Below are 22,690 nucleotides of genomic sequence, written 5' to 3'. Positions count from 1 at the left end.
GCACGGACGTATCCCTGGTGGATGCGTCCGGCTTTTTACCGGTCAAAAGGAGTCTTCATTATGGCTTTAATGTTCCCGCGCCTGGCGCGCAATTTCGCCCGCAATGGTTATTATCCCACCGATGAATGCACACTTGAGCGCATTCTGGCCGCCCTGGTTCCGGATGACGGAGCAGGAACGCTGCGCATACTTGACCCTTGCGCCGGAGAAGGTGTGGCCGTCACGGAAATCGCCTGCTATCTGGGAGAACGGGCGCAGGCTTATGCTGTGGAGTACGAGGCAGAACGCGCTGCGCATTGCACCACGCTGGCGGATGTCACGCTCCACAGCGATTTGATGGAGACCATCATATCGCCACAGGCATTTTCGCTGCTGTTTCTTAACCCGCCTTATGGCGACCTGGTTAAAGAAGATGCGTCTGATGCCCGTAAAACCGGCCGCGCCCGCCTTGAAAAGCAGTTTTACCAGCGCACTGTGGACAACCTGATGTACGACGGCATTCTGGTGCTGGTCGTGCCACATTACACACTGGATAAGGCCTTTGCCGGCTGGCTGGCAAACAGCTTTACCGATGTACAGATCTTCGCGGCCCAGACAGACCAGTTTAAGCAGGTGGTAATCTTCGGAAAGCGTATCCGGCGTCATCAGCGTAAGGCCGATGAGGCCAGGGATATCGTTCAGTGTCTGGTGGCTATTGGCCTGGGCGAGGAAACGGCCACGTCACTTCCGCAGTTATGGTCACGACCTTATCGTGTGCCGGCGGTGCGTCAGCCACTGAAACATTTTTACCGTGTGACGATGGAGCCGGTGCAACTTGAGGCGGAAATTCATCAGCTTCAGGGACTCTGGCCTGTCTTTGCCACTAGTCTGTGTCTTCAGCCACGGTGCCAGCGTCCACCGGCAAGACGTCTGTCACGCTGGCATCTTGCGCTGGCGCTTGCCGCCGGAGCCATCACCGGGGTGATCACCTCACCGACCGGGCGCACGCTGGTGGTGCGGGGCGATACCTGGAAGGTGAAAGATCGTAAAACCACCTTCACCGAAGATGATGACGGCAATATCACTGAAATCATCACGATGACGGACCGTTTTGTCCCGGCGATCGCCGCCTGGGACATGACTGCCGGCTCGGCGACGCTGGGTGAACTGATCTCGGTTCGCTAAGCCCGTCTGGCTCACACTTCATTTTTTCACCCTCTCGGGACAGCCTTCCCGCGAGGGTGTGGTCTGTCCCTTTTTTAAGGAATATGACCATGCATACCGAACACAAGACTGATCTGCTCTCCCTTACTGACGCTGAACCCGCCCCAGATTTTCTGCCACTCAATGATTTTATTGAGGAGTTTGGTAAAAGTCTGCTGGAGGCGCTTAACCGTTCCCTGCCGCCCGTGTATGACGGCACGCCTGATCTGCGCCGACGCGCGGTGATGGACTCGTTACTGCGTACGCCATTTCCTGCTCAGGCGGAGGTGGTGCAGGCGGTGGCAAAACTGCTGATTAACCAGGGCGAACATGCCGCCATTATCAACGGTGAAATGGGTTCGGGTAAGACGCTGATGGCGATTGCCACCGCAGCGGTGTTGTATCACGAAGGCTACCGCCGCACGCTGGTGCTTTCCCCGCCACACCTTGTTTATAAGTGGCGGCGCGAGATCCAGCAGACCATACGGGGTGCGCGAGTCTGGGTGCTTAATGGCCCGGACACGCTGCTGAAACTGATGCTGTTGCGCGAACGACTGGCGGAGCATGCCACCGGCCCTGAATTCTTTATCCTGGGCCGGGTGCGCATGCGCATGGGCTATCACTGGAAACCGGCATTTGCCCGCAGACGGCAGGGGCATTTTCACTTTGGTGTCTGCCCGGACTGCGGCCAGCGCATCGGTGATACCGACGGTCAGTGGTTGCCTGCGGAGCAACTTCACCACGAAGAGCGCCCCCGTAAATGTGCGGGGTGTGGCTCGGCACTCTGGACGCTGATGCGTCCGCACACCGTGGCGGGTGATCTGCAGTCGCAGATGGTCAGCAAGGCGCTGAAGCGGATCCCAACCGTGGGAGAAGCCACCGCACGACGACTACAGCTCACTTTCGGCGATGAATTTCTGGCCGCCATGCTCGGCGATAATTTGTATGAGTTCATCAACCTGATGGATGGCGAGGGCGACATGGTGTTCTCCGACCGTCAGGCGCAACGCATGGAGCGGGCAATGGCAAACACAGAGTTTGGCTTTGGTGAGGGCAATTATCAGGCCAGCGAATTCATCAAAAAATATCTGCCAAAAGGCACCTTCGACCTGATGGTGGTGGATGAAGCGCACGAATACAAAGGTGGCTCTTCTGCTCAGGGGCAGGCCATGGGCGTACTGGCTTCACAGGTGCGTAAGACTGTGCTGCTGACCGGCACACTGATGGGCGGCTATGCTGACGATCTCTTTTTCTTGCTGTTTCGTATTCTCACGAAGCGAATGCTGGAGGAAGGATATCGGCCAGGCCGTAATGGCAGTCTCAACGCCGCCGCCATGCAGTTTATGCGTGACCACGGGGTGCTCAGGGAAGTGTTATCTGAGCGTAACGACGATGTGCACAAAACGGCGAAGGGGAAAAAAAACACCTCACGGGTCTCAAAGGCACCGGGATTTGGCCCGGCAGGCGTGTTGCGCTGCCTGTTACCCTATACCGTGTTTCTGAAACTCAGTGACCTCGGTCACGGAATATTACCCCCGTACCATGAGGAGTTTTGTGAAATTGAGATGAGCCCGGTGCAGGCGAGTGAATATCAGTCGTTGTCGCAAACGCTGACCATCACGCTGCGGGAGGCACTGGCAAAACGCGACACCACCCTGCTGGGTGTGGTGCTGAACGTGCTGCTGGCCTGGCCGGACTGCTGTTTTCGGGCAGAAACGGTAAAGCATCCGCGAACCCGTGCCGTGCTGGCGTGTGTGCCCTCACTGTTTGGTGACGCGGAGCCCACGCCGAAAGAAGCCGCACTGATCTCACTGTGCCGGGAGGAGAAAACCGCAGGCCGCAAGGTACTGGCGTACTCCACCTACAGCGGGACGCGTGACACCACATCGCGACTGAAAGCTCTGCTGACGCAGGCCGGACTGAAAACGGCGGTACTACGGGCCAGTGTTTCACCGGAACAGCGGGAGGACTGGGTGGCAGAGCAGGTGGAGCGGGGTGTGGAGGTTATCGTCACCAATCCTGAGCTGGTCAAGACCGGGCTTGATTTGATTGAGTTTCCCACCATCGTGTTTATGCAAACGGGCTATAACGTCTTTACGTTATTGCAGGCTGCCCGCCGCTCCTGGCGGATCGGCCAGCGGCAGGCCGTCAGGGTGATTTATCTTGGCTATGCCGGCAGTTCGCAGATGAACTGTCTTGATCTGATGGCGCGCAAAATCGCCGTGGCACAAAGCACCGCCGGGGATATCCCCGAGTCAGGGCTGGATATTCTCAACTCAGATGGCGACTCGGTGGAAATTGCGCTGGCGAAACAACTGCTAGCGTAACTTTCCTTGCTGGTGTCACGCTCCTTTACTTCCTCACCCGGTAAACAGTTTCACCTGTTGACCGGACGCACCGCTCCCTATGCTTGCGGGGTATTTCCTTCCCGTCAGACATGGGCGCTCAACCCGTTCGGGCATCATCCTCTGATGCCCGTTTTTTTTCGAGGTGCGACAATGAAATTATTCCTGTGTGAAAAGCCGTCTCAGGGGCGTGATATTGGCCGTGTTCTGGGTACTACCCAAAAAGAGGAGGGCTGTATGATCGGAAAGGAAGTGGCCGTGACCTGGGGATTTGGGCATCTGCTGGAGATGGTAGCGCCAGAATATTATGACAAAAAATATAAAAAATGGGCGCTGGCCGATTTACCCATCATTCCGGCACAGTGGCAAATGGCGGTGAAGCCGGAGGCCAGAAAGCAGTTTGGTATTATTCGTAAGTTACTGAAAAAAACCTCAGCCGTGGTGATTGCCACCGATGCCGACCGCGAAGGCGAGATGATTGCCCGTGAAATCCTCGAAGCCTGCCGCTACGCAGGGCCGGTATCGCGCCTGTGGCTCTCGGCGCTTGACGACTGCAGTATCCACAAAGCGCTGGCCTCCATCAGTGCAGGGGAGTCAACCGAATCGCTTTACCAGGCCGGGCTCGGGCGTGCCAGAGCAGACTGGATGGTCGGGATGAATCTGACCCGACTGTACACGCTCAAAGGTCGCAAACCCGGAGAAAAAGGCCTGTATTCGGTCGGCCGCGTACAGACGCCGACGCTGCGCCTGATTGTGGATCGTGACCGGGACATCGCGAATTTTATTCCCCGTGATTTCTGGACGCTGCATGTGCCACTCACCGGCAACAACACGCCGTTTCTGGCTCAATGGCAGGCACCGGAAACGCTCTGTGATGATGAAGGGCGGTGTGTCAGTGAAGCGGCGCTAAGACGGGCCGCCGATAATATCCAGAGTGCCGGGCAGGCCATCGTTATCCGTGCCGAAACAAAACGGGTGAAGGAATCGCCTCCTTTGCCGTTTGACCTTGGCACCCTGCAACAGCATTGTTCGAAAAAATGGGGCATGGGCGCACAGCAGGTGCTGGATATCGCTCAGCGGCTGTATGAAACCCACAAAGCGACGACCTACCCGCGAACCGACTGTGGTTACCTGCCACAGTCGATGCTCGCCGACGTGCCGGCAGTGTTTCGCGCCATCGTGGAGACAATCCCCGCGTTCGCCCCTTTGCTGGCAGCCTGTCAACCACAGCAACAATCCCGCGCCTGGGATGACGGTAAAATCACTGCCCACCATGGCATTATCCCGACGATGAAAGCGGCAGATACTCACGCAATGAGCGATGACGAGCGCCGGGTGTACTCTCTTATCTGCCGCCACTATATCGCCCAGTTTTTGCCGTTCTGGCAGGCGGATAAAACGCAGATATTGCTGCGCAGCGGTATGCATCAGCTCGCAGCCAGTGGCAATGTGGTGGTGGATCGGGGCTGGAAAGTGGCCTTCGGTGACAATGCACCCGCAGATGAAACACTGCAGTCACTGCCCGTGCTGGCTGAAGGGGCGATCTGCCAGGTTCGTGGCACCGACATTCGGGCACAGAAAACCCGACCACCGGAGCACTACACCGAAGGTACGCTGATTGGTGCTATGAAAAATGCCGCCCGGTTTGTGACGGATGCGCGTCTCAAGCAACGGCTGAAGGAGAGTGCGGGCCTGGGGACCGAAGCTACACGTGCAGGCATCATCGAAACGTTGCTCAGGCGGGACTACATCCGCAAGGAGAAGCGTTATCTGGTGGCAACGGACAACGCCTGGGCGCTGATGGCTATGTTGCCGGATATCGTGAAAGATCCCGGTATGACGGCGTTGTGGGAGCAGGCACTGGATGATATCGCCGCCGGCAGGCTGTCGCTGGCCGTGTTTCTGCAAAAGCAGTCCATCTGGATAAGTGCCATGGTGTCACAGGCCACACGCTAGTGTGCTGCCAGCACGAAGAGGCGTATATCGCGGATGGCTAGCTCACTGTTAACACAGAAGGATTTGACATTGTCATCACGTAAACAACAGGATCTGGCATGGTGTTATCATCGCCTGATGACAGGCAGGGACAGGGAATAACGATGAGTGAACGTATCGACTACCAAATCGAAAAGTACCATTTTGCGACGATGGACGAATCACCCCGGCTAACCCAGCAGTGGGCGGAGGTGATGGAAGAGTGTCGACAGATAAAAGCCGGGAGTGAGGAGCGCCTGCGCATTGCGCTGCTGAAAGTCGATTATGTCACCAGCTTCGAATTGCCGTTTCGCCTCCAGTTGATCCGAGCCCCGCAGCTGATCGACCAACTGCGCAAGGAGCTGCCGTTAAGCCGTAAGCCTGTCACCATCAGCGATAACCGATATGGTTGCGTATACAGCATCAAAACCGATCTGAATACGGTCCCTGATGCTTTTCGCTACCGTTTATCCAGCCGGATCCTTCGTGTAACGACTGAGGGCGTCACAACTACCCCATATCAGGACATTGCAAAGCAGGTTAAAGCGCCACGGGAACGCCTGCGGCTTGCACTGGAAGCGGGTTTGCCTGTGAGCGCGCTTGATGGATTATTCTGGTTTGGTATGCAGCGCATTGCCGCTGATATCTCAACGCTTCGAAAATCCGGTATGCGGATTTCCAGCTTTGAGGCCGAAGTGTTCGATAATCTGACGGCAACAACCCGACGGGTTCCTGTCTATCGGTTAGCAGATTAACGCACCGCCACGTCTGGGTACGCTTCAACATAGCTTTCGCCATGGCAGCCAAAATACGTGACCTGGCGAGCGGTGAAATCAACGCTGTAGCGGACAATTCCCGCCTGCCAGATGGCGGCTAAAAACTTCGGAAAGGAGGTCCTTCCGGTCTGGTCTTCACGTAAGGCATGAATGACGGCGAGTTGATTAAACACGGGAACATCAGCGATGCCTGTCTCCAGCGGTAGTCCGGGCACCACTACCGGACCCAAATCCGTTATGTACAGGCTCTGACAGGAAGGCAACGTCCATTCGTTAGTTTTCACGCCTGCTGCTCTGAGTGTTTCAGCCAGATACGGAAATCCCCCAACGGCAGGGCGGTTCGCCATCGCTTTTTTCATAGCTGCCTGAAGATTATCAATCGCTTTACTCATGGTGCGGGTTCTCCTTTGTGCCAGGGCGTGAAGCGGACATTGGTTGTTCATGTGGATGAATACTAAGAGTTGTTTAGTTTCGTCATAAAACAGGCTCGCTTTGAGCAAATAAACAGGCAACTCTTATTTGTTTCTGAAGAAGGTAAAGCGCAATAATTTAGTCACTTAGCGTAGGCTAACCTAAAAATAAATGGCTAGAAAAAAGTAATAATGTACCAGCACGCTTTTGGTCACAGGAGTAGTAATAGATTGTAGTTAATATTTATCAATAATTTAACGCTAGTATATTATCTGTTAGAACTAGTGAAGGCGTGCCGACACAATATGAGCATGCTATGCGTTACCCTCGGTCCCACACTCCGCGCAGTAATGCCTGCTCGACAAAACGAACCGCTCAGTCGCGAGGGTGGGGGCAGTGAATGAGGTGGTCAGTTTTACCAGCGCTTCAGGTAGCTTTGTAGGTTGGATCGTGGCGAAGCCCCCCCAACGAACTGATTGAAGCTAAGGGCATTGAGTATTGCATAAATCAATGCAGTGGAAAATTAAAGCACCAGTTCTGATGCTCAGACTGGCAAAAATCAAAATAAATGGATCGATACGGACATGACAGACAGCGTACAGACTGAAACGACCGAGGGAAAAATCATCATCAACTTGTTTGCACCCAATCTTCCAGGCAGTACCAAAGAAGATGATCTCATTCAGAAATCTCTGCGTGATCAGTTGGTCGAGAGTATCCGAAACTCGGTTACCCCGCCTGACGCCGATAAGTCTGCTGAGCTAACACGATTTATTGATGAGTCCGGTCGTAATGTATTTTTTGTGGATGGTACTCGCGGTGCGGGTAAAACCACTTTTATCAATAGCGTGGTCAAATCTCTGAACAGTGACAAAGGTGATGTCAAAGTCAGCATCAAGTGTTTGCCGACCATCGACCCTACCAAGTTGCCGCGTCATGAACCCATTTTGGTCACTGTGACTGCCCGTCTGAATAAAATGGTGTCCGACAAGTTAAAAGGATGCTGGTCGTCGAATGACCATAAAAAACAAAAGGAACAATGGCAGAATTACCTTGCGCAGCTCCAGCGTGGTTTACATCTGCTCACAGACAAGGAATATAAGCCGGAATATTTCAGTGATGCTTTGAAGTTGGATGCCCAGCTTGATTACTCCATTGGTGGCCAGGATTTGTCAGAAATCTTTGAGAAGCTGGTTGAACATGCGTGTGAAATTCTCGGCTGCAAGGCCATTTTGATCTCGTTTGATGATATTGATACTCAGTTTGAAGCGGGTTGGGATGTACTTGAATCTATTCGTAAATTCTTTAACAGCCAGAAATTGGTGGTGGTGGCGACAGGTGACTTGCGCCTATATTCCCAATTGATTCGCGGTAAGCAATACGAAAATTACAGCAAAACTTTGCTCGATCAGGAAAAAGAGAGCGCCCGCTTAGCAGAGCGGGGCTATATGGTTGAACACCTTGAACAGCAATATTTATTAAAACTTTTTCCGGTACAAAAACGTATTCAACTGAAAACCATGTTGCAACTGGTCGGCGAAAAGGGAAAAGTCGGTAAAGCGAAGATCAAGGTTAAAACCCAGCTTGGCATGCAGGATATTGCTGCCATAGATGTCCGGCAAGCGATTGGCGATGCTGTTAGGGAAGGCCTTAATTTGAGAGAGGGCTCTGATGCAGACATGTATGTGAATGAACTGCTGAAGCAGCCAGTGCGGTTGTTGATGCAGGTGCTTCAGGATTTCTATACCAAAAAATATCATGCTACATCGGTAAAACATGATGGTAAACAAGGCAGCAATGAAAGACCTGATGAGTTATCAGTTCCGAATTTACTTAGAAATGCCTTATATGGTTCGATGCTAAGCAGCATTTATCGCGCAGGGTTAAATTATGAACAACATCGGTTTGGTATGGATTCGCTCTGTAAGGATATATTTACCTATGTAAAGCAGGATCGTGATTTTAATACCGGATTTTATTTGCGGCCTCAGTCTGAAAGTGAAGCATTAAGAAATTGCTCTATTTACTTAGCGTCTCAGGTAAGTGAAAACTGTCAGGGCAGTCTGTCAAAGTTCCTACAGATGCTTTTGGTTGGTTGTGGTTCCGTCAGTATATTCAACCAATTTGTGACCGAGTTAGCACAGGCTGAAAATGATAGAGAAAAATTCGAACAGCTTGTTAGTGAATATGTAGCTTATATGTCTGTTGGCAGAATTGAAAGCGCCTCCCATTGGGCTAATCGATGTTGTGCGGTGGTTGCAAACAACCCTAATGATGAAAAGGTTGGCGTTTTTCTTGGCATGGTGCAGTTAAATCGTAAATCACGCCCAAACACGCCTGAGGGTTACAAAAAATTTAACATTGATATTGAGAATGGCTTGGCAAAAGCCGCAATGGCGGCTTCCTTGAGTACGGTAGCTTCAAATAACCTTATGGATTTCAGTAGTGTTTTTAATCTGATTGGTGCTATTGCAGATATCTCTGCATGCCGTCGTGAAAGGCCTGCCATTACTAATGCTTTTAATAAAATTATAGCTCAGACAACATGTATTGTTCCCCCATGGAGCGAGGCTGCTGCTCGTGCAGAAATGAAAGGCTCAAGTAAAAGTGCGGATAACGATGCTGCTGTTTTGGATTTTGACCTTGATCCCAAGGATGATGGCGTAACTGATGACATTCAGCAGGATGACACGACGGAATTTTCTGAAGCCATTACTAAAGTTGAGCAATGGCTTAAAAAAGTAAACGAAATTGAGATTGAAATTCGTCCGTCGGCACTTTTGATTGGTAAAGTATGGACTCGGTTCTATTTCAACCTTAATAATGTGGCTGATCAGCATAAAACCAGGCTCTATAATGATGCAGAGCATGGACTAATGGCCAGTCAATCAAATGCTGCGAAAATTATGCGTTTTAATGTTTTGGCTTTTCTTCATGCGGTATTGGTTGAAGAGAGCTTATATCATTCTGTTAGTGATAGGGAATATATCGGTGAAGGGTTAAGACTAAATCCAGTTACTTCGGTTGATGAGTTTGAGAAAAAGATAAATGTAATGAATGAAGAATTGAAAGCGGATAAGAAAACATGGAAAGATACCCATCCATTGTTTTTCTTATTAATTAGCTGTCCAATTCTACATCCGTTCATTTTTCCTGTGGGAGGGATTAATTGTTCAGCCAAAGCACTGAGCAAGGAAGCAAGTTTCCTTAAACTGATTGGTGAAATTGTTGGCGACAAATTACTTTCTGAAGAAGAATGGGAGTCTTTATCTGAAAATGAAAATCGAAAAAGAAACATTAAACAACAGACGTTTCAAAACACTATAACATCGCTGAATTCCTCCACAATCGTCGGAGCATCATACAATAAGGCTACGCCAGCTAGGAAAACCAAGTTGCCTTTATTAAGTGACGGCGTAGAAAAATAATAATGGCCTTCGTAAAAGGATTGGGTATGGAAAGGTTTCTTCTTAACTCAACAGTACTGTTGCATAGGCTGAGTACCATCTCTTTGGATGAGGTATCACTTGATGAGCGGGTGGAGTCATCTGTGTTCCTAGCTCAATACGAACGGGGGAGTAGTTTGCCTGATCATGTCGCCAAATCGGCTTGGTCATCTTTAGTGCAACAAATCAAACAGCGGAATATGAAACTCGGCCCAGTAGCAACCTTACGCCAGATAGCTGAAAAGTTTATTAAAAACGAGAAAGGTGGCCCCAAAATCGACCTACCTTTGTTCTCGGAATGGCAAACGCTGATGAGCCGAGTGTCGTGCCTGCCAATTATGGCGTGTCATCAGGTATTTAACTCTTGGCCTGCCAGTCAGGAATATAGCTTTCGCTGGCCTTTATACCCATATCACCCGACGGTTGAGGACTACATTACCCGTGAACACCTACACGAAACTCACCAACATCTGAATGGCAGTACCAGTGCGGAAGAGTGTTGGCTGGATGCACTCAAGCACCCAGAAGTGAGCGTCAGAGATTTCGATAAGGGCTGGGCATCTCAAGAGATGAAACAACTTTGCGCTCAGATTGACCCCTCTTTGACGCCTGAAATCTTCAAGGACCGTTTGCAGATCGCAAGCAATATTCGCGAAATTCTTTGTCGGGTCGCTCAGGGCGTGGAGTTGCCAGAGTGGATCGTATCAATGCAGAACCCGCAGCAGTTGGCGGATAGCACAATTCTCCATCATGGCCAGGAGTATGGGTTTGCGACGGTTTGGCCAACTGACGACAAATACAGTCAGGAGTCTGAATTTTGCTGGCTAATCGGCTTGTTCGAAAAATGGCGGAATGGTGCGCCCGAAGGATTGGAACGACTGCTTTGGATTTACCTTCTGATTCAAAATCAGTACCTGACCTTACTGGTTCAGCGAGACGATTTTTTCGGTTTTGATCAGTTCCAGAATTACACCATGACAGAGCTGAGGGAGGAAACCGAGAAATCTTATTTGTCTCGTTTTAAACATGTCCATGGTGCTGGTGTGTATTCTCAGGTGCGTTATCTGGAAGGACGTTTTGCTCCGAAGAGCGACCCCAGCAAAATGCAAAAACTGCTCTTCAGTATGTTAAGAGGGTATTGGGAATACCTGAGTGCTCATATGTCTCTGGGATGGGTGCATGATAAGCCGCTGACTATGTCGCAAGTGCTCGATAATCTCGAACTGGTTAAACCTCATGGCAAGTGTGCAGAGCTGGCGCTAGTGCCGCACTTTATCAAAAGAAAGCCAAAAAATGGTGAGGTCTATCCTTACGCATTACTATTCAAGGACCTGAAGAATCAGGCAGCTATTCTGATGGACATGCTGAAGTATGAACCGCGCCTGACAGGCTGGATTCGAGGAGTAGATGCCGCAGCTAATGAGATGCACGCGCCACCGGAGTTGTTTGGCCCCTTGTTCCGGGTGCTAGCCAAATCAGGTATTGCTCATTTTACCTATCATGTTGGGGAGGACTTTCCACATCTGATCAGTGGTATTCGATCCATTGATGATGCCTTGAGATTTTTGCCATTGCGTAATGGCGACCGTCTTGGTCACTGCACGGCGATTGGCATCACACCTGACATCTGGAAACGCTCTTTGCCATTGTCTTTGTCCATGACCAAAGAGACGCGATTGCTCGATTTGGTGTTTATCTGGCGGGAACTTCGAAGTCATCCGGAACAGCTGCGTTACGCCAGTGATGCAGCGATTGAAGCTGTTCGTTTGGCCCATAAGGTGTTTTCGCTGGAAGAAGAAGTCTCGATTACCACCCTTGATCAGGTATTTGAAATGCGGGGGGTGTTGGCGGAATCGGAAGGCCTGCTGGGTGAGCTAAATGGACCATTAAAACCCAAATCCCTCTGGTTGGAAGAGTACGAGCGCGCCAGAGAGTTGGCTAAAACGGCGGGCATGAAAAGGCCGCTGAAGTTGTATAAGCAATGGCTTACATCTGACAACGTACGAAAGCAGCGTGCTGAATATGTTGAAGTTGCCCTGGAATATTTGCCGGATGAAGCGGTTGTTGCATTACAACAAGCTGTAATGGCAAAAATGGCAGACCGAAACATTGCGATAGAATGCCCTCCGACCAGCAATACCCGTATCAGTCAGTATCGAGATGTCAGCGAGCATCATATCTTTCGCTGGATGGGCTTGCCGGGTGAGGCGATTGAAGGTGATGTTCCTATGTCTATTTGTCTTGGATCTGATGATCCGGGGATCTTCGCTGCGGATTTGAAATCCGAGTTCTATCATCTGTTCGTTGTGTTAACCCGAAAGTTCGGTTTGTCGCCAGCGGAGGCTTTGAGAAAGGTGGCAGAGGTGAACGAGAATGGGCGGATTTATCGCTTTCATGATGTCAGCTAGCCTGTATACATTGAGGATTCTGTGATTGTTCAAGACCCGCTGGGCTCATTGGTACCCCTCTATACGATACTGTCGCGGAGCTGGGGAAATATGTTTCTCGGCCGGCATTTAACTCCCGATGGTCATTTTGCTTGTTAGTCTGGGAGAGAGTCTTGTCGTCTATGCATATGGCCTTTCATTGTAATCTGTATCAAAGAAGCTATTGATATCGCCCGCAAATGGCCTTGGGCCTACAGTGCCACGCAGCCAAGGCCCCTAAATTAGGCTATCTATCAATTCTATATATCTTAATGGGTTACAATAGTTAGCGAACAATTAGACGGGCACACAGTATACTCAGAGCGCACAATGAGTTCGGCACATAACAAAACAAGTCAATTGGACTACTTTACCGCTCGCTGCTTTAAACGTTAACGTCCGCAAATCGCTCTTGAGGGACAACCATACTCAAATCTCCCACACTGAAGGATATTTGAGTATGAACACGTCACCGTGGAACAAAGACCTTATCATCGGCCAAAAAAGACCGCTTCAGATATCTCATATCTGGGGGATCCGAATCAGACTTGAATTGGAAGGTAAAACGCGCGATCTGGCCCTGTTCAACATGGCTTTGGACAGTAAGCTACGGGGCTGCGATCTAGTTAAACTCAAAGTATCAGATGTTGCATATGGCAGTTCTGTTTCAAGCAGAGCGACGGTGTTGCAACAGAAGACCGGTAGCCCAGTGCAATTTGAGTTAACTAAAGGGACAAGAGAAGCTGTTGCCGCATTGATAAAGCTTGGCAATCTGCACAGTAAAGACTACTTATTCCAATCCCGGGTCGGTTCTTACCAACATATATCAACTCGGCAATACAACCGAATTTTTCATGGGTGGGTAGCAAAGCTTGGTCTCGAAGATTCGCTGTACAGCACACATTCCATGAGAAGAACAAAACCTTACCTGATCTACAAGAAAACCAAGAATCTTCGTGTGATACAACTCCTGCTAGGACATAAGAAACTGGAAAGCACAGTCCGTTATCTGGGCATTGAAGTCGATGATGCGTTAGAGATCTCTGAGTCGATTGAAGTCTAAGATTGTCGGGGCTGCAGCAGCAGCCCTGTGCTGAATGCAGACCTGGCAGCGCTATAGGCGGTGCGCTCCGTATTGTGTTTCGCGAGTTATATTTTTCGCGGTTGCGTATTGAAAAAAAGATGATCAGTACCTATTTCAGTATTTCCCGTGCTAATGGCTTTTCCTTTTCAGGAGTACCCTTAGGTGAATGCGAAAAAAAAGGCGGATGATTCGAGTGGGCGTTTTAACACTAGCCCTGAAGTGAAAATTCTGGTCTGGATCCGTGCAGCGGGTCATTGTGAACTCTGCGGAACCGATCTGACACATGATTTTCGTATCGGTACGCCGATGAAATGGGGAGAAGTGGCCCATATTCTTCCTGCCAGCCCGAAAGGCCCCAGGGGAAACGCCACACATAGCGAAGAAGAGGCACTGGCACTGACGAATAACAGCGAGAATCTTATGCTGCTGTGTCCGGGATGCCATGACCGGGTTGATCGTGACGGCGATAATTATCCCGAAGACGATCTTAGCGGACTTCACTCTGCTTGCCTGACCAGAATTCGCCTAGCGGCTTCCACGCCCGGGGAGGAACGCGCCATACCGGTTATCGTTCAAAGCCAGCATCATCAGACACTGGTTGCAATTCCGGCGCAGGCCCTTCTTACCGCCATGTCTGCAGAAGGGCTGACGGCACAGTGCCATCCGGTTACGGTTGTGTTCCCAGAGCCCAGTTCACGGGGAAGGGATGCGGGTTACTGGCAGGCGATTAAGGATTTAATCACTGAAAAACTCGAGGCCGGGCTTGCCCGCCGCGGGGGGCAATTTGGCGATAAGCCGGCTCTGGCCATGGTTGGGCTTGCGGATATTCCGGCGTTGTTTTTCCTCGGCCAGACCATTGGCGACCGCTATAAACGCTTTCAGTATTCATTTAACAGGGAACATATATTGCGTTGGCCGGATACAGATGCCCTGCCGCCGGCGTTTATCTCTTCTGAACTTCCGCAAGGTGAGGGGCCAGTTGCTCTGGTGTTGTCTCTTTCCGCAGCGGTACCGCGAGGCGATGTTACCGCCGCACTGCCGGGTGCCCGGATTGTAGAATTCACTGTCCCTGAACCCAGCTACGCCATGGTGACAAACCGCAGGGTCATCCATGCGTTCAGGGATGAGCTGCAGAAGCTGCTCAGTCAGTTAGAAGCCACCACGACCCAGGCCATTCATGTTTTTGCCGCGGTGCCTGCTGCGCTGGCCATTGAATTTGGGGCTTTGCTGACGACCCAGCATCAGCATCCCTACATCATCCTTGACCGTGACAAAAATAACGCAAACCAGTTTCGCCCCATGCTTAGCATCGGATGTACAGAGGAGCAACGTCCATGAGTAACGAACAGACTAAACACAGCAGTTGGGAGTATTTTCTTCTCCGTGCAGCCCGAAAAATTTCGTTATCAGCAGCTCAGTACAGCGTCATTGATGCTCGCTACTCTCAGCTGGAAAAAATTCTTTCTGCTGCCGATGATCCCCTGCTGGCGGATGTCCATATTTTTCCCCAGGGTTCTATGCGTCTTCAGACAACGATTAACCCGGTGCCAGGGGCGCCAGCAGATCTCGGGACAATTGATGCAGATGCGATTGTCTGGTTACCCCATGCCAGAGGGATCGATGCCCGGACTGTATTAGAGGTCATTGAACGTCGTTTCCAGGAAGGCAGTAGGGTTCAGGAGGATATTCAGCAACTTCGTCGCGGTGTCAGGATTGTTTACGCCGATGAAAATCCGGGTTTCCACATTGATGTCACACCTGCACGTCCCTGCCATCATAATGAGCAAAGCGACGGACTGGGCATGCTCGAAGTACCCGACAGGGAGCACGGCTGGAAGGCAAGCAGTCCCATTCCTTATGCAGACTGGCTGCATGATGCGTCAAAGCAGGACATCATGCTTGAACATGTTGTTGAGTTTAATAAAAGTCGTGCAGCAATGGACTCTGCGACCCAGGCCCCGCTGCCTGAATATAAAGAATATCAAAAAGATGATCCGTTACGTGCGAGTATTAAACTGATGAAAAGGCACAGGGATGAATGGGCGATCAGGACGAAAAATGAAGGATACCGGCCTATTTCGGCAGTTATCACCACGCTCGCGACTCACGCTTATCTGGATGTTGTCGCGCAGTCAGAATATACCGCCTTCACCCCGCTTCAGGCTATCCTGGCAATCGTGGACAGGATGCCTGACCATATTCACCGTTACAGTAATGAGTATTACGTCTGCAATCCTGAAGATAACGGCGAGAATTTTGCGGAAAAATGGAATCGTCCGGATGAAGGTTATAAATACGTTGATGCCTTTAATGAATGGCATGCGAGTGCCCGTTCGGCGCTGACGCTGGGGCTAGACAGCCACGCGTCGACAGAAACCTTTGCGAAGGCGGTCCAGGAGCAGTTCGGTATTGGTCCGACATTCGTTCGCGAAGTTAACGAGAGCATTCCGGCAAACTGGACGATGCCCGGGCGGCAAGACGGTGTGACACGAAACTCTGTCGCAATGGGGTCTCTGTTCGGGAGTTCAGTCAGCAGTACCCAGTCTCAGGCAAATGTTGCACCTGTCGGGCGACTCGGCTGATATGAAGGATGAGATGATACAACGCGGCATTTCCGCCCTTAAAGACTGTCTGGGCGCGGACAATGCTTCGGCTCTTCTCAGGCCCGCTGAACTGCGGGTCGGTGAGGCGGCCGCCTTTTATTTTCCTTTACCCGTTGATTACACCGGCCTTGAGCGAAGACTACGGATTGGTTTTCCCAACGGTTTCCCGTCTGAATCCCCTGGCCTTCAGGTTGAACCTTCACCGTGGTTAGTCTGGCCCCATGCCATGGCGTCCGGGTTGTGTCTCCATGGATTCAGGGAAAAGCCCGTTACGGGCTCGCCTGAGAAAATTGTTCAGGACAGCTTGTCCCGTTTTGCGAGCATTGTGTCTTTTTCTCTGGAAAACGCAGATCCTGCACGGCGGGAGACGGAGTTTCAGAATGAGATTTCCACTTACTGGCTCTGGCAGCTTAAACGATCGGCACGTAACCTGATTCTTCTGGGGGAGCCTGAATCGGGTTCAGTTTTGTATGTTGTAAGCGATCCGAGGTATACCGGACATACTGGTCTCAACCCGGTATGGGTTTCGTCTGACAAGAACGCTATCCGCCAGCATTTCAGACGTGCCACTGGCCGTTCGGTTGTGATAAGAAGCCCCCATGAAGCAGGTTTCTTTGTCAAACTGACGTCTTTCCCTGGCATTAAGGTGCCTGAACCTCACGCGTTTCTCGAATGGCTTGCTCCCCATATTTCTGGAGAATCCCTGGCCGCGATGTCTGAATGGTCAGAAAAGAGTAGTGCTTTGCTTTCCCGATGGGTTGTCATGGCATTACCGGGTGGGGACGGGGCGGCAAGATTTACTGTTAACCTGTGCACCAGAAAGAAGGAAACAGACCGTACACATTTTTACGGCCTGAGATCCTCACGCCGTCAGTCCGGGTTAAAGAAAGAAGGACCTCCGGCCAGTATTCTGTCATCGCGTGTGAACGTTATTGATCGTGGGGCATTTTTTTCACGGGATCGAAGTAACACAGCAAAAACACTTGAGAACTCGCATGTTGTCTTTGTCGGTGTAGGGTCGCTGGGATCTGCTGTGAGTATTCAACTCGCCAGGGCCGGTCTGGGCAGGCTGACCCTTATCGATCCTGACAGACTGGAGTCACCCAATCTGGGGCGGCATATGCTGGGTGCTGAGGATTTAGGCAAATTTAAGTCTCAGGCCTTGCGCCATCGTCTGCTTCAGGATCTGCCTGTGCTTGATGTCACCGCGCTGGATACATACATCGAATGGGTTATGGGTCAAAAACCCGATATTTTAGAGGATGTTGATCTGGTTATTATCACGACAGCTGACTGGGAATCAGAGTCTGCTTTCTGGGAAAAGAAAGCTTCTGGAGCGAAATGGGGGCTGATACAGGCCTGGAGTGAGCCGCATACACTTGTCGGGCATGCACTGATCGCACCTGAAGGCCGCTTTGATGCAAGATATCTTTTTAGCGATAGAGGTGACTTCAGGCACCGGTTTACCGACTGGCCGGATGGGGGCGTTGTGCCTCTTCCTGCCTGTGGTGAAAGTTTTATACCGGGAGGCTCGGCGGGAATGAATGGTGTTGCAACAATGGTCACTCAGGCCGCAATACGTTACCTGACGACTGTAGGGGATGTCACTCAATGGCATTCCAGTGTGTATCGCCCTGATGAGGCCGGAGTGTTGGGGGGACGCTATACGGGACCTGTGCTTCCTGAAGGAGTTGTCCAGAGTGTTTTTGAACGTAACTGGCCGAAACCCGGGCAAAACGCATGAATGAAATAGCATGGCGCTGGGCCTGGCTGAATATGAATGTGGAGCTGCAGGTTGGGCGGCAGGTCTCTGAGATGTTCGGTCACTACCGGCAGTCACAGGGAGAAAATGAGCGAGGCGGGCAGCTGTTTGTCGATCCCGCTCATCCCGGCGGCATTGTACTGTGTCATGCTTCAGCGCCACATCCTGCGGACCGCGCTGGCAGAACGTGGCTCGAACTGAACAGCGATCGCTGCCGCACTGAAATCGAGAGCGCAAACAGGGAGGGATTGCGCCTGGTTGGATACTGGCATACGCATCCGCAGACTGTCCCTCACATCTCAGGGACTGACATTGCCAGTTTTGCGCGATTCGCGAGGCAATATGCACGTGATCTTCCCCATCCCTTGGCGGTGATTGTCGGCACGTCACCATCGACCAAGGGCATTAAAGCCTGGATATTTCGGGAGGGCAGGTACCAGGAGGCAGTGTATATAGCATCCGTGTCGCGGTCTTAATGGGCCCAATTCATCAAGGCTCTTTAAGTCGCATCAACGCAAAAAGCTCTGCCTGAAATAACGCATCATTCAGAGCATTATGGCTGGGTCTTCCTTTGGCAGATAAACGCTGTGTCATCATTGATGATTTGGTCTCAGACCACGTACAGCCTGTTGCCCCCATAAAGTAAGCTTTAATATCTAATGCACTGAAGCCAAATGGGTTGTTCCCCGTATATTTATGGAAGTAGTAATTGATGAATGACCAGTCAAAGGGGGCATTCAGTCCCGTAAAGACCGGCTTCTGGCTCGGTTGAAGGTGGGATGTGAGCCAGGTGGATAACTGAAGCATGGCGTCCGCGGGGGCTATGCCGGTGGTAGTCAGTGCCTGAAGGTTAAATCCCGTCACTGCCAGCGCCTCAGGATCAAAGCCAGTGCAGTCAGGCTTCAACTCGGCATAAAAACGCACGTCGGGCGCATGCACCAGACAGGCCCCAATGGAAAGCAGACTAAATAATCCCGGGACCGGGCCGGATGTTTCAATATCGACTGAAACGAAAATCTCGCTAGCATTCATAATCACTCCTGCGATTGAGGGCACTGCTATTCGGTTTGTAAAATAAAACGATACGCTATTACGGGGGGTATGTATCTACCACACCACCCTTTAAGTAATGCCTTCATCAGACTAAAACCATATGCGAACTTCCGCCTTTCGCTCATAGCAGACTTTTAGCGAACGCCTTTGTCCGCTACGTGCCAAACGGATGTTGCATGCTTTGAAGTGGGCTATGTAGTGATATGCGAATCAGATTACTAATATAGGCGACTCGGAAAAATTAATGACATTTGTGAATCTAAGCACTAAGAATTTCTGTAAATTCTTTGCGCTTCCTTGTCGCCCATTCAGGTCTGATGGAAAGCATTAAACTATATTGTTTTCGGAAATAAACATCCCTGAATCTCTTTTCAGGTGAGCTGTTCATGGCTGCATACTTTGTAGCCAAACCAACTACTCCACACTCAACAAACCAATAAAGAATCTCATCATCACTGAGAGTCACTTTACGCGCTATTTCGGTACCTCTTTCATTGACAATGAAATGATACTCTTTGCCATGAATTTCCAGATATGGTGTTGCCATGCCATCCGGTTTATCAGGGATGAAGAAGTAATAGTTGGGTCTTACCCCCCCTCCAATCCTCTCACCTATGTTGAGAAGTTCTGCACGTAACTCTTCGATATGTTTCATGATTTCTTGTGTTTGAGCATTAACCATTCGTTCCAAACATCTTCCGCATCAATATCCTGATAGCCTCGGCTTTTAGTCATGTCCCTGGCAATTTCTGTCGGTAATTCAACAGCGGTAGCATTATCTCGTATCGACTCAACCTCATGCCGGAACAGTTCACGGCAGGTCTCCTTCTGTTTTGCTTCAAGCAATGCAATAAGTGTCGGGATGAATACAATAGCCATTATCAGTAAGTCTCTATTAATCGCTAAATTTGAATGATTCTGGCATAAATAGCAGGTTGTTACATACCTTTAAGAACCACCGAATAATGATGTACATTCACCAGGGCGTGAGGTTCTGATGTCCGCTTTCGCTCTTAGAGGCTCCCATGCTTCAGACCCACAGCGATTGAATGAAATTCCGCCTTGCGAAGAATGATTTTTGAACACCGTCTGCAGTACGCTCTGACATACTACGGCAACATGGCTGATGCAACTTCATGCCCTGTGCCGGGGCCGACCGGCAACCAAACGGAGCCTTTTGTGCGCAAGCGCCTGCTGTGGATCCGTATTCCCTCTGGCGGGTCGGTATGACTGATAGGGTCATACCCGGGATTTTTCTTCACCCTGGTGGTTTCATTCAGGCATCTGCCTGCCAGCGCCCATATCGGGCGCTTTCCTTTTCTATTTTTATCCCCTGTTGAATTTCCGGTATCCCACCCGGTGGGGTGCCCGTATTCTGCGCCCGGTTCCCGCAATAAAAGTGAGTTGCTATGTCCGAAACAGCCGCTGCGCTGTGGACACTGCCAGCGCCTGCTGGCGATAACTGGAGGTTGATATGAACCGTGAAACAGAGGTCCCGTTGTGCCTGTTACGGCAGGCCGAAAAACAGGCGGTGCAGGGGATGTTACTGACCGCACTCCAGCATGGGTTTCAGCTCAGCGACCTGTTGCTGCTGGCAAAGCAATATGATGCCAGGGCTGCACTGCTGGAGTATCGCGGTGGAGGCTGTGTGGTCCGTTACGTCACGGCGCAGGGCTACGCACAACAGAACTTTGGTCTGCGTGAGCAGGAGGCGGTGGATTTTGTCGAGCAGTTTGATGTCTGGTGGTATCAGTAACAGTCGTCCCGGACTGATTATTCTCTCTGGCCTCAGACAGGTGGGGCCTTTTTGGTGTCCCTGACACACATTCCCATTTTCATGTTTTGCGCGTACCGAGTTTTATAACGTTTTTCCTGGTGCTTTTTCTCATGCTGTTCCGGTCCCTGTTAACCGGAGAATACGCATGTTGTTATTACGCTACGGACCCGTTGTGGCCACCCTGTTGCTGCTTGCCTGCGCCGGTAATGCACCGCAAAGCCCTGTCACACAGCCCGCGACCGTCACACCTCTGCCACTCGCGCCTGCTGAAGTGGTTCATACCGCCCGTTATACCCTGGTGAACCTTGCCCCTGACGAGGCGCAGCAACAGCCGTTGCACCAGATAATGCGCCATACCCTGACATCGAAAAAGAAAACACCCTTGTTTACGCGTGCTGATGCTCTGCGAGCCTGGCTGACGGGCACGGGATACAGCCTGTGTTTGCCGACAGATAACGATATTCGGTCGCTGTTCAGCAGCCCGTTGCCGGATGTCTGGCGCAACGCCGGGCCGATGCGGGTGGACGTGGCGCTGCAGGCGATGGCCGGTCCGGCCTGGCAGATGAGCACCGATGAGCTTGCCCACACCGTTTGTTTTCAGCCCGTCATGCTGCCTCCAGGCACTGTGGGGGACGCATGAAGCGACACGCTGGTTATCTTCTGCTGCTGGTCAGTTTCCTGTCAAACAGTGCTGATGTGATACAAGCCGGTGCGACCCAAAGCACCGAAACTCCACTTTCCCTCTCATCACAGGCCACTGCGTGGGGACTCACCACCGAAGAATGGACGCGCTACCGACAGCTGAAACAGGGTGAGAGGGGGATATGGTCACCATCCCTTGATCCGCTGACCACGCTGGGAGTGGAAGCCACGACGCAGGCGCAGCGCCGCAAATACGCTGATTTGCTGGTGGAGAAGGAAGCGCAACGGGTGGAAAAAGAGCTGGCTTTCCAGCGGGCGTACGACGACGCCTGGAAACGACGCTTTCCTGCGCTGACGCCCGTCACTGAAGTGAATTCAACCGCCGTCATGCCGGCAAATCGCCGCCTGGCGGTGTTTGTCCGCCAGCACTGCGCGGCCTGTGATACGCGCGTGGACACGTTGCTCAAGGCCGGCACTCCCCTTGATATCTACCTGGTGGACAGCCAGAACGATGACACACAACTGCGGCGCTGGGCCGTGGCACACCACATTGACAGTGCCCGGGTCAGACGGCGGGAAATCACCCTCAATCATGACGGGGGGCGCTGGCTGCAATACGGCAAAAGCCGGATGCCAGCGGTGCTGGAAAAACAGGGGGACGCATGGCTGCCCGTTCTGCGCTGATGCTGGTGCTGTTATGCGTGGTGGCCCCTGCGGCACTGGCATCGCGCGAGGTGCCAGCGGGCTACCGACAGGTGGCGCAGCAGGCGGGCGTTCCCGCATCGCTACTCTATGCCCTGGCGCTGACGGAAAGCGGCACGCGGATACAACAGCAAACTCATCCGTGGCCCTGGACCCTGAACGTCGCCGGGCGGGGATACCGCTACGCCACCCGTAAAGGGGCCTGCCAGGCGCTGCGGCATTTTTTACTCACCACCGCGGAGCGGCGGATTGATGTCGGGCTGGGGCAAATCAACCTCGGCTGGAACGGCCACTATTTCACCTCCCCGTGCAGCATGCTGGCACCATACCCGAATCTGCGGATAGCCGCGATGCTGTTACGCCAGCAGTTTGATCGCTGGCAGAACTGGCATGAAGCCGTGGGACGTTACCACCGTCCGGCAGGTGGCAAGCCGGCGCAGCGCTATCGCCAGCAGGTGCTGCGTTATCTGCAGGGATTGTCCTCATAGCTTCATGACTTCATGAAAT

General features: G+C 51.6%; 20 protein-coding genes. 16 read left to right on the top strand and 4 right to left on the bottom strand.

Annotated features, from left to right (window positions below):
* Positions 1 to 60: 60 nt before the first annotated feature.
* The 4 genes from RHD99_RS13545 (at position 61) to RHD99_RS13530 (ending at position 6,256) form a co-directional block, all read left to right on the top strand.
* Positions 61 to 1,164 carry a DUF6094 domain-containing protein gene (locus RHD99_RS13545; RefSeq protein ID WP_309874454.1) on the top strand — a complete coding sequence of 368 codons (1,104 nt, stop codon included), beginning with the start codon at positions 61 to 63 and terminating at the stop codon, positions 1,162 to 1,164.
* Between the two features lie 89 nt (positions 1,165 to 1,253).
* Positions 1,254 to 3,509, top strand: a complete 2,256-nt coding sequence (locus RHD99_RS13540; RefSeq protein ID WP_445344418.1) for an SNF2-related protein — start codon at positions 1,254 to 1,256, stop codon at positions 3,507 to 3,509.
* Positions 3,510 to 3,680: 171 nt separating this feature from the next.
* On the top strand, positions 3,681 to 5,483 hold the full coding sequence (locus RHD99_RS13535; protein ID WP_309874450.1) for a DNA topoisomerase III: 1,803 nt from the start codon (positions 3,681 to 3,683) through the stop codon (positions 5,481 to 5,483).
* 143 nt (positions 5,484 to 5,626) lie between these two features.
* Entirely contained in the window at positions 5,627 to 6,256 is a 630-nt protein-coding gene (locus tag RHD99_RS13530) for an ECs1377 family protein (RefSeq protein WP_309874448.1), read from the top strand.
* On the opposite strand, the gene RHD99_RS13525 is transcribed toward RHD99_RS13530, so the two are convergent.
* On the bottom strand, positions 6,253 to 6,669 hold the full coding sequence (locus RHD99_RS13525; RefSeq protein ID WP_309874446.1) for a DUF1398 family protein: 417 nt from the start codon (positions 6,667 to 6,669) through the stop codon (positions 6,253 to 6,255). The genes RHD99_RS13530 and RHD99_RS13525 overlap by 4 nt on opposite strands.
* A 603-nt stretch (positions 6,670 to 7,272) precedes the next feature.
* Between RHD99_RS13525 and RHD99_RS13520 the strand changes: the two genes are divergently transcribed.
* The 7 genes from RHD99_RS13520 (at position 7,273) to RHD99_RS13490 (ending at position 18,485) form a co-directional block, all read left to right on the top strand.
* Entirely contained in the window at positions 7,273 to 10,116 is a 2,844-nt protein-coding gene (locus RHD99_RS13520) for a P-loop NTPase fold protein (protein WP_309874444.1), read from the top strand.
* Positions 10,117 to 10,142: 26 nt separating this feature from the next.
* Complete coding sequence (locus tag RHD99_RS13515; RefSeq protein ID WP_309874442.1) at positions 10,143 to 12,542, top strand: adenosine deaminase; 2,400 nt, start codon at positions 10,143 to 10,145, stop codon at positions 12,540 to 12,542.
* Positions 12,543 to 13,020: 478 nt separating this feature from the next.
* Positions 13,021 to 13,623, top strand: coding sequence for a site-specific integrase (locus RHD99_RS13510; protein WP_309874441.1), 603 nt, complete (start codon positions 13,021 to 13,023; stop codon positions 13,621 to 13,623).
* Between the two features lie 183 nt (positions 13,624 to 13,806).
* Positions 13,807 to 14,982: an SAVED domain-containing protein gene (locus RHD99_RS13505; protein WP_309874437.1), complete on the top strand. Its 1,176-nt coding sequence runs from the start codon at positions 13,807 to 13,809 to the stop codon at positions 14,980 to 14,982.
* Positions 14,979 to 16,226, top strand: a complete 1,248-nt coding sequence (locus tag RHD99_RS13500; RefSeq protein ID WP_309874435.1) for a nucleotidyltransferase domain-containing protein — start codon at positions 14,979 to 14,981, stop codon at positions 16,224 to 16,226. Before RHD99_RS13505 ends, RHD99_RS13500 begins: the two co-directional genes overlap by 4 nt.
* Position 16,227: 1 nt before the next feature.
* Positions 16,228 to 17,991: a HesA/MoeB/ThiF family protein gene (locus RHD99_RS13495; RefSeq protein WP_309874434.1), complete on the top strand. Its 1,764-nt coding sequence runs from the start codon at positions 16,228 to 16,230 to the stop codon at positions 17,989 to 17,991.
* The gene (locus RHD99_RS13490) at positions 17,988 to 18,485 is read left to right on the top strand and encodes a Mov34/MPN/PAD-1 family protein (protein WP_309874432.1); all 498 of its coding nucleotides are present in this window, start codon (positions 17,988 to 17,990) and stop codon (positions 18,483 to 18,485) included. Before RHD99_RS13495 ends, RHD99_RS13490 begins: the two co-directional genes overlap by 4 nt.
* 13 nt (positions 18,486 to 18,498) lie before the next feature.
* Here RHD99_RS13490 and RHD99_RS13485 read toward each other — a convergent pair whose 3' ends face one another.
* The 3 genes from RHD99_RS13485 to RHD99_RS13475 all read right to left on the bottom strand — a co-directional run bounded on the left by RHD99_RS13485 (position 18,499) and on the right by RHD99_RS13475 (position 19,941).
* Positions 18,499 to 19,041: a 3'-5' exonuclease gene (locus RHD99_RS13485; protein WP_309874430.1), complete on the bottom strand. Its 543-nt coding sequence runs from the start codon at positions 19,039 to 19,041 to the stop codon at positions 18,499 to 18,501.
* 280 nt (positions 19,042 to 19,321) lie between these two features.
* The gene (locus tag RHD99_RS13480) at positions 19,322 to 19,717 is read right to left on the bottom strand and encodes an Imm63 family immunity protein (RefSeq protein WP_309874429.1); all 396 of its coding nucleotides are present in this window, start codon (positions 19,715 to 19,717) and stop codon (positions 19,322 to 19,324) included.
* Positions 19,714 to 19,941 carry a hypothetical protein gene (locus RHD99_RS13475; RefSeq protein WP_309874428.1) on the bottom strand — a complete coding sequence of 76 codons (228 nt, stop codon included), beginning with the start codon at positions 19,939 to 19,941 and terminating at the stop codon, positions 19,714 to 19,716. Before RHD99_RS13475 ends, RHD99_RS13480 begins: the two co-directional genes overlap by 4 nt.
* 183 nt (positions 19,942 to 20,124) lie before the next feature.
* Here RHD99_RS13475 and RHD99_RS13470 point away from each other — a divergent pair, with 183 nt between their 5' ends.
* The 5 genes from RHD99_RS13470 (at position 20,125) to RHD99_RS13450 (ending at position 22,671) form a co-directional block, all read left to right on the top strand.
* Entirely contained in the window at positions 20,125 to 20,292 is a 168-nt protein-coding gene (locus tag RHD99_RS13470; RefSeq protein ID WP_309874427.1) for a hypothetical protein, read from the top strand.
* Between the two features lie 244 nt (positions 20,293 to 20,536).
* Complete coding sequence (locus RHD99_RS13465; protein WP_309874426.1) at positions 20,537 to 20,818, top strand: hypothetical protein; 282 nt, start codon at positions 20,537 to 20,539, stop codon at positions 20,816 to 20,818.
* Positions 20,819 to 20,984: 166 nt separating this feature from the next.
* On the top strand, positions 20,985 to 21,479 hold the full coding sequence (gene pilL2, locus RHD99_RS13460; RefSeq protein WP_309874425.1) for a PFGI-1 class ICE element type IV pilus protein PilL2: 495 nt from the start codon (positions 20,985 to 20,987) through the stop codon (positions 21,477 to 21,479).
* Complete coding sequence (locus tag RHD99_RS13455; protein WP_309874424.1) at positions 21,476 to 22,165, top strand: TIGR03759 family integrating conjugative element protein; 690 nt, start codon at positions 21,476 to 21,478, stop codon at positions 22,163 to 22,165. The genes pilL2 and RHD99_RS13455 overlap by 4 nt, the downstream gene beginning before the upstream one ends.
* Positions 22,144 to 22,671, top strand: a complete 528-nt coding sequence (locus RHD99_RS13450) for a transglycosylase SLT domain-containing protein (protein ID WP_309874423.1) — start codon at positions 22,144 to 22,146, stop codon at positions 22,669 to 22,671. The genes RHD99_RS13455 and RHD99_RS13450 overlap by 22 nt, the downstream gene beginning before the upstream one ends.
* Positions 22,672 to 22,690 lie beyond the last annotated feature (19 nt).

Source organism: Buttiauxella selenatireducens (assembly GCF_031432975.1).
Lineage (GTDB): Bacteria > Pseudomonadota > Gammaproteobacteria > Enterobacterales > Enterobacteriaceae > Buttiauxella > Buttiauxella selenatireducens.
This window is presented reverse-complemented; position numbering and strand designations above follow the sequence as displayed.

Coding starts and splice junctions, on each gene's coding strand:
- RHD99_RS13530 (WP_309874448.1), top strand. CDS start 5,627: ATGAGTGAACGTATCGACTACCAAATCGAAAAGTACCATTTTGCGACG.
- RHD99_RS13545 (WP_309874454.1), top strand. CDS start 61: ATGGCTTTAATGTTCCCGCGCCTGGCGCGCAATTTCGCCCGCAATGGT.
- RHD99_RS13475 (WP_309874428.1), bottom strand. CDS start 19,941: ATGGCTATTGTATTCATCCCGACACTTATTGCATTGCTTGAAGCAAAA.
- RHD99_RS13495 (WP_309874434.1), top strand. CDS start 16,228: ATGAAGGATGAGATGATACAACGCGGCATTTCCGCCCTTAAAGACTGT.
- pilL2 (WP_309874425.1), top strand. CDS start 20,985: ATGTTGTTATTACGCTACGGACCCGTTGTGGCCACCCTGTTGCTGCTT.
- RHD99_RS13480 (WP_309874429.1), bottom strand. CDS start 19,717: ATGAAACATATCGAAGAGTTACGTGCAGAACTTCTCAACATAGGTGAG.
- RHD99_RS13520 (WP_309874444.1), top strand. CDS start 7,273: ATGACAGACAGCGTACAGACTGAAACGACCGAGGGAAAAATCATCATC.
- RHD99_RS13535 (WP_309874450.1), top strand. CDS start 3,681: ATGAAATTATTCCTGTGTGAAAAGCCGTCTCAGGGGCGTGATATTGGC.
- RHD99_RS13540 (WP_445344418.1), top strand. CDS start 1,254: ATGCATACCGAACACAAGACTGATCTGCTCTCCCTTACTGACGCTGAA.
- RHD99_RS13510 (WP_309874441.1), top strand. CDS start 13,021: ATGAACACGTCACCGTGGAACAAAGACCTTATCATCGGCCAAAAAAGA.
- RHD99_RS13450 (WP_309874423.1), top strand. CDS start 22,144: ATGGCTGCCCGTTCTGCGCTGATGCTGGTGCTGTTATGCGTGGTGGCC.
- RHD99_RS13500 (WP_309874435.1), top strand. CDS start 14,979: ATGAGTAACGAACAGACTAAACACAGCAGTTGGGAGTATTTTCTTCTC.
- RHD99_RS13465 (WP_309874426.1), top strand. CDS start 20,537: ATGAACCGTGAAACAGAGGTCCCGTTGTGCCTGTTACGGCAGGCCGAA.
- RHD99_RS13490 (WP_309874432.1), top strand. CDS start 17,988: ATGAATGAAATAGCATGGCGCTGGGCCTGGCTGAATATGAATGTGGAG.
- RHD99_RS13525 (WP_309874446.1), bottom strand. CDS start 6,669: ATGAGTAAAGCGATTGATAATCTTCAGGCAGCTATGAAAAAAGCGATG.
- RHD99_RS13485 (WP_309874430.1), bottom strand. CDS start 19,041: ATGAATGCTAGCGAGATTTTCGTTTCAGTCGATATTGAAACATCCGGC.
- RHD99_RS13455 (WP_309874424.1), top strand. CDS start 21,476: ATGAAGCGACACGCTGGTTATCTTCTGCTGCTGGTCAGTTTCCTGTCA.
- RHD99_RS13515 (WP_309874442.1), top strand. CDS start 10,143: ATGGAAAGGTTTCTTCTTAACTCAACAGTACTGTTGCATAGGCTGAGT.